A 14201-nucleotide genomic window follows, 5' to 3' on the forward strand; every position below is an offset into this window, starting at 1 on the left:
TACGTGGTGAGTCCCTGAGCCGACGGGATATTCGTCATGACCGCTGTAATCGACCCCACCTGTGCCCTCGCCGCCGTGTCCGGTGCCGACCTGCGCGTTCCGCTCGTCCAGGGCGGAACGAGCACCTACGCCAACTTCGACTACGCGGCGAGCGCACCCGCATTGCGCCAGGTCACCGACCGGATTTCGCAACTGCTGCCGTACTACGCCAGCGTGCACCGCGGCGCCGGGTACGCCTCGCGGATCTCCACCGAGTGCTACGAGGCCTCGCGCGGCTCGGTCGCCCGGTTCCTCGACGCCGACGACGACCAGGTCGTGGTGTTCACCCGCAACACCACCGACTCGCTGAACCTGCTGGCCGGATGCGTGCCGGGGGAGACGGTGGTGCTCGACATCGAACACCACGCCAACTTCCTGCCGTGGACGCGCAACGGTCGAAGGGTTGTCCGGGCCGCCGCGACGCTCGAGGAGACCATTCAGCGGATCGTCGCCGAATTGTGCAGCAGGCCTGCGGCTTTGCTCGCCGTCACCGGCGCGTCGAATGTGACCGGTGAGGTGCTGCCGCTGGAGCGGCTGGCCCACATCGCGCACCTGTGTGGTGCGCGGATTCTCGTCGACGCCGCCCAGCTCGCGCCGCATCGGCGAATCTCCCTGCGCGAGAGCGGAATCGACTACCTGGCGTTCTCCGGACACAAGCTGTACGCGCCGTTCGGATCCGGGGTGCTCGTCGGCAGGCGCGACTGGCTCGACGCGGCCGATCCGTACCTGGCCGGTGGTGGCGCGGTGCGCAATGTCGGTGTGGCGGAAGCGGAGTGGGCGCCCGCGCCGCAGCGCCACGAAGCCGGCTCACCCAATGTGCTCGGCGCGGCTGCCATCGCCGCCGCCTGTGACGCGCTCGCCGCCATCGACCCCGAGGAACTGGTCGCGCACGAGCGCGCCCTCGCCGACCGCCTGCGCGACGGGCTCGCCGCCATCCCCGGCGTGAACCCCGTCCGGATCTGGTCCGACAGCCCCGACTCGGTCGGCATCGTCGCCTTCACCGTCGACGGCTACACCCCCGGCCACGTCGCCGCCTACCTCTCCGCCGAACACGCCATCGGCCTGCGCGACGGCCGCTTCTGCGCCCACCCGCTCCTGACCAGCCTCGGCCTCGACGCCGCCCTCCGCGCCAGCATCGGCCTCGGCACCACCCCCGCCGACATCGACCGCCTGATCACCGCCCTCACCACCCTGGTAACCACCGGCCCCACCTGGACCTACGCCCCCACCAACGGCCACTGGAACCCCACCCCCGAAACCCGCCCCCTCACCCCCGACCCCACCGGCGCCACCCCCTGCCTCATCGGCTGAACGGCCCGACCGGGAAGCGAAGTTCGGCCAACATGTTTGGCGTGTCGCCGGTTTGGGTAACGAGCCCCGAATCGGTCGCGATGAAGCCCCCGACCTACCAGGTACTTCTAAGGGGAAATAATGACGCGACCGATTCAGCCACCCGATCCGTGGGCTCGTCCGCCGAGGCAGCGCGACAAGAAGCGGCGATGGCCGTGGGTGGTCGGAATCGGTGTTCTCGGATTGTGTGGGCTCTCGGTGATCGGCGCGGTTTTCGGCGAATCGGAGCCCGCCAAGACCGTGTCGACCTCGACGACGCGCGTCGTCCCGTCATCGACCACCGCGATGGTCTTGCCCTCTACCTCGGTCGAGACGGCGTCACCGATTGTGCCGCCGCCTCTCGCAACGGCGGCGACGACGACGGTGGCGCGTCCGACAGCGGTGGTACCGACAACGACGGTCGCCCCGCCACCGCCGCCGATCATCACGACCATTGCCCCGCCCCCGCCCGTAACCACGCCGTATGTGCCGCCGCCTACAGTCGATTTGCCTCGGCCCGAGGCGCCGTCGCCCGGCGTCTACTACAAGAACTGCAAGGCGGCGCGAGCGGCCGGGGCGGCACCCATCTATCGCGGCGAGCCCGGTTACCGGCCAGAGCTGGACGCGAACAGCGATGGAGTCGCTTGCGAATGAGGCTGCTACTCGTCGATCAGGTCGTGGTAATCGACCCCGCCCGCTGCCGCATCGACCGCCGAGGCAATGAGGTCTGCGCCTCCGTGGGTGGCGAGTAGAAAGGTTGTGGTGTCGATGGTGTGGATGACATCGTCGACCCGGACGTGTTCGGAGATGTCGCCGGAGAAGAAGAACGAGTGTTCGCCTCGAGGGCTGAGGTGGATGTGCATCCCCTGTAGGACCCCGTGGGCAATCGGATTGCTTGCTCGTCGCAGTTCGACAGTGTCGCCCATGGCGAAGTTTCCGCTGGCATAGCCGGTTACGAAGGGCGTCGGCCGGAAGCTGACAGGGTAGACGCCGGTCACGCGGAACTCGCTCATCGAGGGTCCCATCTACGTATCGAGGGGGGTGGGGCGGTGGTATCTGCCGTTGTAATACAGCAGGGGGGCGGCGGAGGGCGAGTCGGCTGATTCGTCGTGGACTCGGGTTACCAGGCCTACCGCCAAGGTGTGGTCGCCCAGGTCGATGAGTTGGTGGATGGTGGTGCGGAGCCAGATGGGGGTGCCGTGCAGGATCGGTTCGCCGGTGTCGAGGGTGGTCCAGAGCGCTCGGTCTGTGAAGCGGTCGGCGGCCGAGCGGGAGAAGCGGTGGGCCAGGTGGTGCTGGTGTTCGCCGAGGAAATGGATGACCACGGAATCGGCGGCGCGCAGGGCGTCGATGCTCGACGAGGAGTGCGCGATATTGAACGACACCAGCGGCGGCTCCAGCGACAGCGACGCGAACGAGGTGGCGGTGAAACCGACCGGACCGGTGTCGGCGCCGATCGTCACCACCGTGACGCCTGCCGGATAGTGCCGCATCGACGCCCGATACTGCTCGGCGGTGATCCCACTCAGGTCGTCGGGAACCACGAGGTCGGCCGGAGTTCGTCGCATATCACCCACAGCCCCAAACTACGCCCGCCATCCTGGCCCGCCTATGGACAGGCTCACGCCGAGGGAAACCCTTCAGTCGATGTCCACGGGCAGTCCCGCAGTGATGCGGATGAGTTCGCGGTAGCTGGTGCGGAAGACGGTGGTGGGGTGACCGCCCGCGGCCCAGATCTCACGGTGGGCGGCCAGGGCGGTGTCGACCCAGGTGGGCAGGTTGGTCGGGTGGCCGACGGGGGCGGTGCCGGTGAGGGGCTGACCGGTGACTCGCTCGGCGAGGGCGGTGGGGCAGGGGGTGAGCTTTCCTTCGAGGCGGGGGCCGGTGCGGTGCAGGTCCACCTGGTGATGGGCGGCTACCAGCAGCAGGACCGGGTCGTTGTCGAGCAGGAACAGCTGGGCGGTGGTGATGGCGCTGGGGTGGGCGCCGAAGGCGCGCGCGGCGTCGATGGCGCTGGAGGTGGGCGTGTCGGGGGAGACGATGACGCCGTGGTGGCCGCGCGCGATGAGCGTGTCGGCCACCCGGCACGCGACCATCGGCAAGGACGACCTGCGCATGTCATCCAGAGTAGGACGGCCGATCGAATTATGCCGGGAGAGTGAGATTTTCGGGTTGCCGCGAATTCGCTCCGGACACCGGACGGGGTGGGTGCACCCGATGAGGCCATAATCAGCGCATGAGTGAATGGAAGGCCTTCGCCGTCGAGATCGCCGACAACATCGCCCAGGTCACCCTGACCGGGCCCGGCAAGGGCAATGCGATGGGACCGGATTTCTGGCGCGAACTGCCGGAAATCTTCGCCGAGCTGGACGCCGATCCGCAGGTGCGCGCCGTGGTGCTCACCGGGTCGGGCAAGCATTTCTCCTACGGCCTCGACCTGGCCGCGATGGGCGGCACGCTCGGCCCGGTGCTGGCCGACGGCGCCAAGGCGGCCCAGCGGACCGAGTTCCTCAAGGAGGTCCGGCGCATGCAGGACTCCGTCACCTCGGTGGCCACCTGTGTGAAGCCGGTGATCGCGGCGGTGTCGGGATGGTGCATCGGTGGCGGGCTCGACCTGATCGCGGCCGCCGACATCCGCCTGGCCAGCGCCGACGCCAAGTTCAGCCTGCGTGAGGCGAAGGTGGCGATCGTGGCCGACATCGGATCGCTGCAGCGTCTGCCGGGCATCATCGGTGAGGGCCACCTGCGCGAATTGGCATACACCGCAAAAGATATCGACGCGGCCCGGGCCGAGCGGATCGGTCTGGTGAACGAGGTGTTCGCCGATCAGGAAGCGGTGCTCGCGGCGGCGCACGCGATGGCGCGCGAGATCGCCGACAATCCGCCGCTGGTGGTGCAGGGCATCAAGGATGTGCTCGAGCACCGGACCGCCCCCGGGGTGGCCGACGGTCTGCGCTACGTCTCGGCGTGGAACGCGGCGTTCCTGCCCTCGCACGACCTCACCGAAGCGATGACGGCGGTCTTCCAGAAGCGCGCCCCGCAGTTCAAGGGGGAGTAAACGCCGCTAAAACGGTTGCCCCGGCAACCGGTCTACCCACATACTTGCATCACACAACTAATTGGCTGATGCAAGTAAAGGGTGATGTGGTGACGGAGTTCGACCCGGCCATCGACACGATCGCCGTCCAGCTCGTGCGCCTACACCGACTGCGCGACCGCGCCCTCGCCCAGATGAAGGACCGTTCCGGCATCGAACCCGCGGGCTTCGTCGTGCTGTTCCGGCTGGTCTGTGACGGTCCGATGCGCTCGGGCGCGCTCGCGGAGGCGGTGAATTCGGATGCCTCGACGGTGAGCAGGCAGGTGGCGCAGCTGGTGGAACGCGGGCTCGTGGTCCGCACCGCCGACCCCGACGACGGGCGCGCCACCGTGCTACAGGCCACCGACTACGGCTGCGAGACCGCCGACCGCATTCGCGAGCGGCGTCGCGAATCCATCGCGATCGTCACCAAGGACTGGCCCGAACCCGACCGTGAGCACTTCGCCGCCCTGCTCACCCGCTTCGTGGAGGACTACGACCGGGCCCGGCCCCTGCTCCTCACGCTCAACCCATCGGAGAACGAATCGTGACGACGACCGTGGCAGTGGAGGAATCGCCCGCCGGTTTCACCCACCGTCAGATTCTGACCATCCTGTCCGGGTTGATGCTCGGCATGCTGTTGGCTTCGCTCGACCAGACGATCGTGTCGACCTCCATCCGCACCATCGCCGACGACCTGCACGGCTACTCGCTGCAGGCCTGGGCGACAACGGCCTACCTCATCACCGCGACGATCAGCACCCCGCTCTACGGCAAGCTCTCGGACATGTTCGGCCGAAAGCCGTTCTTCCTCACCGCGATCGGGCTGTTCATCATCGGTTCGCTGTTGTGCACGCTGGCGCAGTCGATGTATCAGCTCGCCGCGTTCCGCGCCTTCCAAGGGCTCGGTGCGGGCGGCCTGATGTCGCTGGCGCTGGCCATCATGGGCGACATCATCGGGCCGCGTGAACGCGCCCGCTACCAGGGCTATTTCCTTGCCGTGTTCGGTATTTCGAGCGTGCTCGGGCCGGTGCTCGGCGGTCTGCTGGCCGGGCAGGACAGCATTCTCGGCATCACCGGCTGGCGCTGGGTGTTCCTGGTGAACGTGCCGCTCGGCCTGCTCGCGTTGGTCGTCGTGACGCGGGTGCTGCACTTGCCGCGCAAGCCGCACGCCACCCATCGCATCGACTTCGCGGGCGCGCTCGTGCTCGCGGTGGGTCTCGTTCCGCTGCTGATCGTGGCCGAACAGGGGCGTGAGTGGGGCTGGGGCAGTACCGGTTCGGTGATCTGTTACGTGATCGGCGCGCTCGGGCTGATCGGGTTCGTCGCGATCGAGAAGTACATGGGTGACGCGGCGCTGATCCCGTTGCGCATCTTCGACAACGTCACCTTCACCCTCGGTGTGATCATCTCGTTCGTCGTCGGTGCGGCGATGTTCGGTGGGATGCTGCTGCTGCCGCAATACCTGCAGGTGGTGCGCGGTGCGGGGCCGACCGAGGCGGGTCTGCAGATGCTGCCGATGGTGCTCGGGCTGATGCTCGGTTCCATCCTGTCGGGCCGGTTGATCTCCAAGACCGGGAGCTACCGCGCCTTCCCGCTGATCGGCGCGGCCACGCTGACCCTCGGCCTGTTCCTGCTGCACCTGCTCGACGCGCACAGCCCGCTGTGGCTGGCGATGATCTTCATGGCGGTCGCCGGTTTCGGCCTCGGCAATCTGATGCAGCCGCTCACCCTCGCCCTGCAGAACGCGTTGCCGCCCAAGGATATGGGTGTGTCCACCGCCGCGGCCACGTTCTTCCGGCAGATCGGTGGCACCCTCGGTGCCGCGGTGTTCCTCTCGGTCCTGTTCACGCTGCTCACCCCGAACATCACCGACGAACTGCGGCAGGCGGCGACCGACCCGGCCTACCAGCAGGCCGTGGTCGAGGGCGCGCGCAGCAGCAACCCGGCCGATGCCGCGCTGTCGCAGGGTCTGCTGGCCCAGGACACCTCGGCGGCCGGAAAGGTGTTGCAGGACAGCTCGATCATCCAGCAACTCGACCCGCAGCTGGCCGAACCGTTCCAGGTGGGCTTCGCCGACTCCATGTCGACGGTGTTCCTGTTCGCCACCGGTGTCGCGCTGCTGGCGCTGCTGCTCGTGCTGTTCTGGAAGGAAGTGCCGCTGCGGATGTCGGGTGGCCTGCAGTCGGCGGGCGACGCGAAGGCCGCCGACGGCATCGGCGCCATGGCCGACACCGCCGCGCAGTCGACGAAGGGTGAGAAAGGTGAAGCGACCTAGGTGGGCCCGAAAGGCCACCTAGGGGTGGCTGTTTCGGCGGTCGAACGGCCATAACGTTCCTGATGTCGCAACGAACATCAGGAGAACGACATGCGCATCAAGACCACCATCGCCGCCGCACTGCTGGCCCTGGCTACCGTCGCCGGGGTGTCGACGGTCACCGCGGGCACCGCCGCCGCGGCCGCGCCGGAGGGCACCTACTACGGCACCTACTACGAGCTCTACCAGTGCCGCGCCGACGGCGAGTCGTCCTACACCGGCGGCTACTACTGGCAGTGCGTCGAGACCTGGGAGGGCTGGGACCTCTACATCTGGTACTGATCCACCAGGAACAGAAAAACGGGAAGTCCAATCCCCTTCGGACTTCCCGTTTTTCGTCGTCTATCGGCTCAGTGGCCGGATTCCTTCAGCCGGGCGAAGGCCTCGTCGATGATCTTGACGGCCTCGGCGCGGTCGAGCCACTCCGAACCCTCCACGAACTTGTTGGGCTCGAGGTCCTTGTAGCGCTCGAAGAAGTGCTTGATCGCGGCCAGCTCGAACTCCGGGACGTCGGTGATGTCCTGGATGTAGTCCCAGCGCGGGTCGCCCGCGGGCACACACAGGATCTTGTCGTCGCCACCGGCCTCGTCGGTCATCCGGTACACCGCCACGGGGCGGGCCTCGACGATGACACCGGGGAACACCGATTCCGGCAGCAGCACCAGCGCGTCCAGCGGATCGCCGTCCTCGCCGAGGGTGTTCTCGATGAAGCCGTAGTCGGCCGGGTAGGCCATGGAGGTGTACAGGTACCGGTCGAGCTTCACCCGGCCGCTCTCGTGATCGACCTCGTACTTGTTCCGAGAACCCTTGGGAATCTCGATGGTGACGTCGAACTCCACGCCATCTCCTTGCTCGTTCGAGTGCTTGTGTGCCGAATCGCCAGATCGTTCTGGGGAACCGTTGCGCAACGAGGATAGTGTGGTGTGCCAGAACACCGGTGCGGCAGGCGGCTCAGCGCGGCCGGGCGTCGGGCGGGCTAGAGGAGAAACGACGGTCGTGATCGGTCCAAGCGAACAGAATCCCGGATGGCAGGAGCCGCGACGTCGCCGGTCGGGGTGGATCTGGCTGTCGGCGGTGCTCGTCGCCCTGCTGATGATCGGCGGCGGATTCGCGGCGATCGCCCGGCCGTGGACGCCGGAATTCCGGCACGGCGGGCTCACCGTCGCCGACGCGCCGTCGGCCGCCACCCCGACCACCGCCATCGCCCCGGCCAGGTCGGACGCACCCGCGCCGACGGTCGCCGGGATCGCCGCCGCGCTGGCGCAGGTGACCAGCAGCCCCGATCTCGGCGCGTTCGCGGGCCAGGTCACCGATCCGACCAGCGGAACCGTGCTCTGGAGCCAGGAGCCGACCAAGGCGATGATCCCGTCGTCGACGGCCAAGATCATGCTGGTCGCGGCGGCGCTGCTCACCCTGCCCGACGATCAGCGAGTGGCCACCCGGGTCCTCGCCGGAGCGCCGGGGGAGCTGGTACTCGTCGGCGGCGGTGATCCGACGCTCACCACCCGCGCCGACGGCGGCTACTACACCGACGGCCCGCGCATCGCCGACCTCGCCGCGCAGATCAAGGCGGCGGGCAGGCAGGCGAGCGCGATCGTCGTCGACACCTCCGCCTACACCGGTCCGACCATGGCGGCCGGCTGGGATCCGATCGATATCCCCGAGGGCTCGATCACCCCCATCGAACCGGTGATGCTCGACGGTGGGCGGTTCGACCCGTCGGCCGACTACTCCCCGCGCACCTCGACCCCCGCACTCGACGCGGGCCGCGCCCTGGCCGCCGAACTCGGCATCGACCCGGCCGCCGTGCGCGTCGGCCAGGCCGCGAGCACCGGTGCCGAGATCGCGAAGGTCGAGTCGGCGCCGCTGCGAATCCGCTTGCACGACATGATGATCCATTCCGACAACGTGCTCGCCGAGACCATCGGACGCGAACTCGCCGTCGCCACCGGACGCGAGGCGTCCTTCGCCGGTGCCACCGCCGCCACCGCCGCCGCGCTCACCAGCGCGGGCTTCGATGTGAACGGCCTGCACCTGGCCGACAACAGCGGCCTGTCCGTCGACGACCGGGTGCCGCCGCGACTGCTCGACACCATCGTCGCGACCGCCGCCAAGCCGACCGGCGACGCCGCCGTTGTGTCCGCCGGTACCCAGGCCAGGCCCGAGAACGATCCGCGCGCAGCGGCTCTGGCACCGTTGCTCGACGACCTGCCCGTCGCGGGCGGAACCGGGACGCTCGCCCCGCGCTTCGTCACCCAGAACCGGGAGGGCGCGGGCTGGGTGCGGGCCAAGACCGGAACTCTGAGCGTGGCAAGCGCGTTGGTGGGGTATGTGCTCGACCGGGACGGGCGGGTACTGACCTTCGCACTCATGTCCAACGACCGGCTGCCGGAGGTCAGCAGACCCGCGCTCGACGCGGTGGCGGGTGCCCTGCGCAACTGTGGATGTTCCTGAGAGCGGGTGGCGATGAGCGAGGACAAGACCGGGCGCAAGAATCCCGGATTCAGTGCGGTCGTCGACTGGCGGCTGGCCGCGAGGACCGGGGCGCTGCTCGCGCCACCGGGACCACGTACCTCGCGCGAGACCGCCGAACAGGTCGTCGCCGAACTGGCCTCGGCCTCGATCCTCGCCGAGATGCCGGTGCGCGAGGTGAGCGGGCTGCTCGACGACCGGCCGGTACCCGAGGCGCGGATCGTCGACCGGCCCGGCTGGATCGCGGCGGCCGCCGACTCGATGTCGGTGCTCACCGGCACCGGCGCGGGCAAAGGCCCGTTCGCGGGAAAACCGGCGGGCGTCCAGGCCGGGACCATGCTGGCGTTCCTGTCCACCGCGATCCTCGGCCAATACGACCCGTTCACCGGTGCGGACGGCACCTTGCTGCTGGTCGCGCCCAATATTCTTGGCGTCGAACGTGCACTCGGGGTGGACTCCAGCGATTTCCGGCTGTGGGTGTGCCTGCACGAGGTGACCCACCGGGTGCAGTTCTCCTCGGCGCCCTGGCTCGCCGGATACATGCGCACCAATGTCGACATCCTCAGCGAGGTCGGCGAGGAACCGATGAGCGAGATGCTCACCCGGCTCGTCGGCGAACTGCGCGCCCGCCGCAACGGTGACCTCGCCGACGACCCGAACGCCAAGGGCATCGTCGGCCTGCTGCGCGCGGCCCAGGCGCCACCTCAGCGCGAGGCACTCGACCGGCTGCTCATGCTCGGCACCCTGCTCGAAGGGCACGCCGACCACGTGATGGACGCCGTCGGCCCCTCGGTGGTGCCCAGCGTCGCCCACATCCGTGCCGCGTTCGATCGGCGCAGGCAGAAGCCGTCCAACCCGATCCAGCGGATCCTGCGGGCGCTGCTCGGCGTGGACGCCAAGGTCGCTCAGTACGTGCGGGGCAAGAAGTTCGTCGACGCGGTGGTCGAGCGGGTGGGCGTCACGGAGTTCAACACGATCTGGACGAATGCGGACACGCTGCCTCGGCTGGACGAGGTCGATTCGCCGCAACGGTGGATCGACCGGGTGCTGTAGCGGTTCGCGTGCCGGCGGATTCGCTGATGGCCGCCCAGACTCGGGGCGACGCATCTGTGGGCAGTTGATGGTGTGCGCGCGACCGCTGGGCCGCCGACGGTGATGCGGTTCGTGGGGCGCGTTTGTGTGCCTCGCCGACCGGATAACCCATGCGAGTCGTCGGTTCGGTGACGGCTCAACTGAGCTCGCGGTCGTCGGCGGCCGAGGTGCAGGCATCAGCCTGAGGCTGAGTAGCCTGCCGGTATGACTTGCGCGACCGGTAGCGGCACTGGGTCGTGTCGTCGAGATGGTCTTGCGTGGTGGGCACAGCGACGGGCTGGTCGGTGATGGCGCCGAAGCTGCCCGAGACCCCGGCTGTGCTCGTTGTGCGGCGCGCATTGCGAGAGTGGGTCCTCGCCCACGGTGGGCAGGGGCCGGTCGTTGTCGCGTTGTCCGGGGGCGCCGATTCGCTGGCGTTGGTCGCGGCTGCCGTGGTCGAGACCGGGCCGGTGACCGCGGTGATTGTGGATCACCGGCTGCAAGACGGATCGGCCGAGGTTGCCCGGCGGGCGGCCGACCAGGCGCTGGCGCTCGGGTGCGCGCAGGCCAGGGTCGTCGCGGTCGAGGTGGGGCGTGCGGGGGGAATGGAGGCGGCCGCGCGCACCGCTCGGTACGCGGCACTGGAATCTGTGCGGGACGGGCGCCCGGTGCTGCTCGGGCACACCCTCGACGATCAGGCCGAAACGGTGTTGCTCGGGTTGGCGCGCGGGTCGGGCGGCCGGTCCATTCAGGGGATGGCGGCGTGGAACGAGCCGTGGGGGCGGCCGTTGCTCGGGGTGCGGCGGGCCCAGACCGAGCAGGTGTGTGCCGACCTGGGGATCGAGGCTTGGCGCGATCCACACAACGACGACCCGGCCTACACGCGAGTGCGGGTGCGCAACGAGGTGCTGCCGCTGCTCGAGGACGTGCTCGGCGGGGGTGCGGCGCAGGCGTTGGCCCGCACCGCCGACCAGCTGCGCGCCGACGGTGCTGTCCTCGACGACCTCGCGCGCGAACTCCTGAACGCCGCCCGAATGCCTGCCGGTCGACCCCGAGCTGTGCTCGGCGAGAGCCGGCCGCCGACCACCGAAGGGTCGTCGTCGGCTCGGCCCGCTGGTGGCGTCGGCGAGACCGGTGGGCCGATGATCCACGCGGGGGCAGAGGCCGGACCCGGCAGTGGCGCCGACGACAGCGATCGGTCCGCCCTCGCGATCGAGATTCTGACCACTGCACCGGCGGCCCTGCGTCGCCGAGCGGTTCGTGCCTGGCTGACCGAACAGGGCGTCAGCGGCCTGATGAACGCCCACTTACAGGCGATCGACGAGCTGGTGAGCAATTGGCGTGGCCAGGGTGGGGTGGCGATCGGGGGCGGGAGCAGGGCCCACCGGTTGGTCGTGGTGCGCGAACATGGCACGCTGACCGTGCGCGCCCAGCCGCGTTTCGATGCCACATAATGGATCGGTCGAGCCGGGACCGACACCACGAAGGGATACCCACTTCCGTGTACGGAGACGACATCGCGTCGGTGCTGATCACCGAAGACGAGATCAAGGCAAAGATCGAAGAGCTCGCCGAACTCGTCGCCAAGCGGTACCCGCCGGATTCTCCCGAAGGCGACCTGCTGCTGATCTGCGTCCTCAAGGGCGCGATCTTCTTCGTGACCGACTTCGCCAGGGCCCTGCCCATCCCCACCCAGCTCGAATTCATGGCCGTGTCGTCCTACGGGTCGTCCACCTCGTCCTCGGGCGTCGTGCGCATCATGAAGGACCTGGACAAGGACATCGCGGGCCGCAACGTCCTCATCGTCGAGGACATCATCGACTCGGGCCTGACCCTGTCGTGGCTCAAGCGCAACCTGGCGACCCGCAACCCGGCCTCGCTGGAAGTGGTGACCCTGCTGCGCAAGCCCGACGCCTTACGCACCCCCGTCGACGTGGCCCACGTGGGCTTCGACATCCCCAACGAGTTCGTGGTCGGCTACGGCCTCGACTACGCCGAGCGCTACCGCGACCTGCCCTACATCGGCACCCTGAATCCCGCCGTCTACTCCTGAGCCGAGCCCACGCGCAGTAGCGCGCGGATATCGGTCTCGATCACCCGGAACACCAGCAGCGCCCCGACGAAACCGAGCACCCCGCCCGCGCACACCGTGCGCAGCGGGGTGAGCGTCGCGAGCAGGTCGTCGACCGGCAGGAACGTCGCGCCCGCGATGGTGAGCAGCGGAATCGACGCGGCCAGCACGAGATAGCGGTGGCAGCGGGCACGTAGTCCGGACAGAGCAACATGGTCGGCACGCAGGTCCTGGTCGTGGTGCAGTAGCAGCGGATACACGCACCGCACCAAGTACAGGGTGATGAGGAAGAACGGGTAGGTCATCGCGACGGCGGCACTGAGCGCTGCCACCGCGAGCAGATGAACCACCGTTCGCATCGGCAGGTCTTCCTCGAGTAGACCGAGCAGCGCCGCCAGCCCCAGGGCCGCCGCGATCCACAGCACGAACGCCAGGGCGACGGCGTGGTCGGCCAGGCGAAGACAGTCGCGGCGGGTGCGTTCGACGACGTGCGGCTCGCACCTGCCGCCCCGGCGCAAGCAGCGGGGAACGGTGAGCAGGCGCCTGCCGAGCCGGCACAGGACCATCGTGCCGACGGTGAAGAACATCAGGTTCACGACGATCGAATAGGTGCGCACCGACTGCCTGGTCGCGGCGTCGAGGCGGTCGTGGACCAGTGCAGTGTTCAGCTGCCGGTTGTAATAGGCGGCCAGCAGATTCGGTAGCGCGATCGCCAGGGCCAGTATCGGAAACAGATACGGGCGCAAGCGGTTTCGCCAGGTGTGCGGTGCCGGGTCGACCAGGGCGCGGGCGTGTGGGTCGAGGCAGAGTTCAAGCTGCGCGGCGAGGACTTCGCCGTCGGACCAGCGGTGGTCCCGGTCGGGGGACAGACAGGTCAGCAGAATGCGGCGCAGGCCAGGAGGGCAGTCCTCGGGGACATCGCCGACGGCTCCGGCTCGGCGGCGAGCCAAGACGGCAGCGGGGTCGTCAGTGGGGTCGTCGAACGGTTTCGTTCCAGTGAGCAGTTCCCACAGCAGCACACCGAGGGAGAAGAGGTCGGCGCGAGTATCCAGGTCGGCGGGATCGCCTGCGAAGTAGCAGGCCTCGAGCTGCTCGGGTGACATGTACGGCAGCGACCCACCGAAGTATGAACCGCCGTTCACATCGGCAGGGCTCGCGCTGATATTGAAGTCGGCGAGCTTGGGCACGCCCTCGGCGCTGAGTAGGACATTGGCGGGTTTCACGTCGCGGTGCAGCACACCGTTGTCGGCGGCGTAGCTCAGCGCCGTCGCGAGTCGGGCGCCCAGCCAGGCGACGGTCTCGGGCCAGGTGAGCTCGGCGAGCGCGGCGCGCACCGCCGAATCGGCCGGACGGATCTCGCCCTTCTCCTCCATGGCCGTGTCGACGGCGTCGAGCAGCAGCGCACTCGAACGTTCGGTTTGCGGAGTCGCCCGCACCCAGCGCAGTACGCCGAGCAGGGTGCCGCCGGGCAGGAACTGCATGTACAGCAGGCGAAGCGGGGTCGAGCCGTCGATGACCTGCTGGTCGAAGACGCGCACGATGTAGTCGTGGTCGAGTTGGGCAAGAGTTTGCGGTTCGGTCCCGCTGTCGGCGGACACCTTCACCGCGACCAACCGCTGCATCGACCGCTGTCTGGCCAGGAACACCCGCGCGAACGCGCCCGCGCCCAGTTCGGTGAGCAATTCGAAATCGCCGAGCCGTGTGCCCACCTCGATCCGGTCGAGCGCACGGCAATCGGCCGGATGCATGGTCGCGCTGTGGACAGGCGAGGGCCGGGTCGCCTCCGCGGTGCGGGTGGAGCTCACTGTTTGGCATACGCACGCGGG

The 14201-nt window shown here is 68.7% G+C and carries 16 protein-coding genes; 10 read left to right on the top strand and 6 right to left on the bottom strand.

The window, feature by feature from the left end; genetic code table 11:
- Positions 1-36: 36 nt before the first annotated feature.
- Positions 37-1350, top strand: a complete 1314-nt coding sequence (locus tag NCO8_RS16025; RefSeq protein ID WP_067640517.1) for an aminotransferase class V-fold PLP-dependent enzyme — start codon at positions 37-39, stop codon at positions 1348-1350.
- A gap of 134 nt (positions 1351-1484) precedes the next feature.
- Here the strand turns inward: NCO8_RS16025 and NCO8_RS32170 are convergent, their stop codons facing one another.
- Positions 1485-1823 (bottom strand): hypothetical protein, encoded by a 339-nt coding sequence (locus tag NCO8_RS32170; RefSeq protein ID WP_067640519.1) that lies wholly within the window; start codon positions 1821-1823, stop codon positions 1485-1487.
- Between the two features lie 31 nt (positions 1824-1854).
- Here NCO8_RS32170 and NCO8_RS32175 point away from each other — a divergent pair, with 31 nt between their 5' ends.
- The gene (locus tag NCO8_RS32175) at positions 1855-2022 is read left to right on the top strand and encodes an excalibur calcium-binding domain-containing protein (protein WP_245655388.1); all 168 of its coding nucleotides are present in this window, start codon (positions 1855-1857) and stop codon (positions 2020-2022) included.
- Positions 2023-2027: 5 nt separating this feature from the next.
- On the opposite strand, the gene NCO8_RS16035 is transcribed toward NCO8_RS32175, so the two are convergent.
- From NCO8_RS16035 to NCO8_RS16045, 3 genes are all read right to left on the bottom strand, one after another.
- Positions 2028-2381 (bottom strand): hypothetical protein, encoded by a 354-nt coding sequence (locus tag NCO8_RS16035; protein ID WP_157104941.1) that lies wholly within the window; start codon positions 2379-2381, stop codon positions 2028-2030.
- A 12-nt stretch (positions 2382-2393) separates the two neighbouring features.
- Positions 2394-2936, bottom strand: a complete 543-nt coding sequence (locus tag NCO8_RS16040) for a flavin reductase family protein (RefSeq protein ID WP_067640523.1) — start codon at positions 2934-2936, stop codon at positions 2394-2396.
- Positions 2937-3008: 72 nt separating this feature from the next.
- Positions 3009-3485: a YbaK/EbsC family protein gene (locus NCO8_RS16045; protein WP_084457225.1), complete on the bottom strand. Its 477-nt coding sequence runs from the start codon at positions 3483-3485 to the stop codon at positions 3009-3011.
- Between the two features lie 119 nt (positions 3486-3604).
- On the opposite strand from NCO8_RS16045, the gene NCO8_RS16050 reads away from it, so the two are divergent.
- The 4 genes from NCO8_RS16050 to NCO8_RS16065 all read left to right on the top strand — a co-directional run bounded on the left by NCO8_RS16050 (position 3605) and on the right by NCO8_RS16065 (position 7043).
- Entirely contained in the window at positions 3605-4426 is an 822-nt protein-coding gene (locus tag NCO8_RS16050) for a crotonase/enoyl-CoA hydratase family protein (RefSeq protein WP_067640525.1), read from the top strand.
- An 89-nt stretch (positions 4427-4515) separates the two neighbouring features.
- Positions 4516-4995, top strand: a complete 480-nt coding sequence (locus NCO8_RS16055; RefSeq protein ID WP_245655389.1) for a MarR family winged helix-turn-helix transcriptional regulator — start codon at positions 4516-4518, stop codon at positions 4993-4995.
- Complete coding sequence (locus tag NCO8_RS16060; protein ID WP_067640529.1) at positions 4992-6722, top strand: DHA2 family efflux MFS transporter permease subunit; 1731 nt, start codon at positions 4992-4994, stop codon at positions 6720-6722. The genes NCO8_RS16055 and NCO8_RS16060 overlap by 4 nt, the downstream gene beginning before the upstream one ends.
- A 90-nt stretch (positions 6723-6812) precedes the next feature.
- Positions 6813-7043 (top strand): hypothetical protein, encoded by a 231-nt coding sequence (locus NCO8_RS16065; protein WP_067495806.1) that lies wholly within the window; start codon positions 6813-6815, stop codon positions 7041-7043.
- Positions 7044-7111: 68 nt separating this feature from the next.
- Here the strand turns inward: NCO8_RS16065 and NCO8_RS16070 are convergent, their stop codons facing one another.
- On the bottom strand, positions 7112-7600 hold the full coding sequence (locus tag NCO8_RS16070; RefSeq protein ID WP_067495803.1) for an inorganic diphosphatase: 489 nt from the start codon (positions 7598-7600) through the stop codon (positions 7112-7114).
- A gap of 157 nt (positions 7601-7757) precedes the next feature.
- On the opposite strand from NCO8_RS16070, the gene dacB reads away from it, so the two are divergent.
- The 4 genes from dacB to hpt all read left to right on the top strand — a co-directional run bounded on the left by dacB (position 7758) and on the right by hpt (position 12357).
- Positions 7758-9215 carry a D-alanyl-D-alanine carboxypeptidase/D-alanyl-D-alanine endopeptidase gene (gene dacB / locus NCO8_RS16075; RefSeq protein WP_067640531.1) on the top strand — a complete coding sequence of 486 codons (1458 nt, stop codon included), beginning with the start codon at positions 7758-7760 and terminating at the stop codon, positions 9213-9215.
- A gap of 12 nt (positions 9216-9227) precedes the next feature.
- Positions 9228-10286 (top strand): zinc-dependent metalloprotease, encoded by a 1059-nt coding sequence (locus NCO8_RS16080; RefSeq protein WP_067640825.1) that lies wholly within the window; start codon positions 9228-9230, stop codon positions 10284-10286.
- Positions 10287-10612: 326 nt separating this feature from the next.
- Positions 10613-11758: a tRNA lysidine(34) synthetase TilS gene (gene tilS, locus NCO8_RS16085; protein ID WP_067640533.1), complete on the top strand. Its 1146-nt coding sequence runs from the start codon at positions 10613-10615 to the stop codon at positions 11756-11758.
- 47 nt (positions 11759-11805) lie between these two features.
- Complete coding sequence (gene hpt, locus NCO8_RS16090; RefSeq protein WP_067495798.1) at positions 11806-12357, top strand: hypoxanthine phosphoribosyltransferase; 552 nt, start codon at positions 11806-11808, stop codon at positions 12355-12357.
- Here the strand turns inward: hpt and NCO8_RS16095 are convergent.
- Positions 12348-14180: a serine/threonine-protein kinase gene (locus NCO8_RS16095; RefSeq protein ID WP_281201982.1), complete on the bottom strand. Its 1833-nt coding sequence runs from the start codon at positions 14178-14180 to the stop codon at positions 12348-12350. The two genes, hpt and NCO8_RS16095, sit on opposite strands and share 10 nt — an antisense overlap.
- Positions 14181-14201: the final 21 nt, after the last annotated feature.

The sequence above is a fragment of the Nocardia coubleae NBRC 108252 genome (assembly GCF_001612805.1).
GTDB classification, from domain to species: domain Bacteria; phylum Actinomycetota; class Actinomycetes; order Mycobacteriales; family Mycobacteriaceae; genus Nocardia; species Nocardia coubleae.

Coding starts and splice junctions, on each gene's coding strand:
- NCO8_RS16025 (WP_067640517.1), top strand. CDS start 37: ATGACCGCTGTAATCGACCCCACCTGTGCCCTCGCCGCCGTGTCCGGT.
- NCO8_RS32170 (WP_067640519.1), bottom strand. CDS start 1,823: ATGGTCGTGATGATCGGCGGCGGTGGCGGGGCGACCGTCGTTGTCGGT.
- NCO8_RS16035 (WP_157104941.1), bottom strand. CDS start 2,381: ATGAGCGAGTTCCGCGTGACCGGCGTCTACCCTGTCAGCTTCCGGCCG.
- NCO8_RS16040 (WP_067640523.1), bottom strand. CDS start 2,936: ATGCGACGAACTCCGGCCGACCTCGTGGTTCCCGACGACCTGAGTGGG.
- NCO8_RS16045 (WP_084457225.1), bottom strand. CDS start 3,485: ATGCGCAGGTCGTCCTTGCCGATGGTCGCGTGCCGGGTGGCCGACACG.
- NCO8_RS16050 (WP_067640525.1), top strand. CDS start 3,605: ATGAGTGAATGGAAGGCCTTCGCCGTCGAGATCGCCGACAACATCGCC.
- NCO8_RS16065 (WP_067495806.1), top strand. CDS start 6,813: ATGCGCATCAAGACCACCATCGCCGCCGCACTGCTGGCCCTGGCTACC.
- NCO8_RS16080 (WP_067640825.1), top strand. CDS start 9,228: ATGAGCGAGGACAAGACCGGGCGCAAGAATCCCGGATTCAGTGCGGTC.
- tilS (WP_067640533.1), top strand. CDS start 10,613: ATGGCGCCGAAGCTGCCCGAGACCCCGGCTGTGCTCGTTGTGCGGCGC.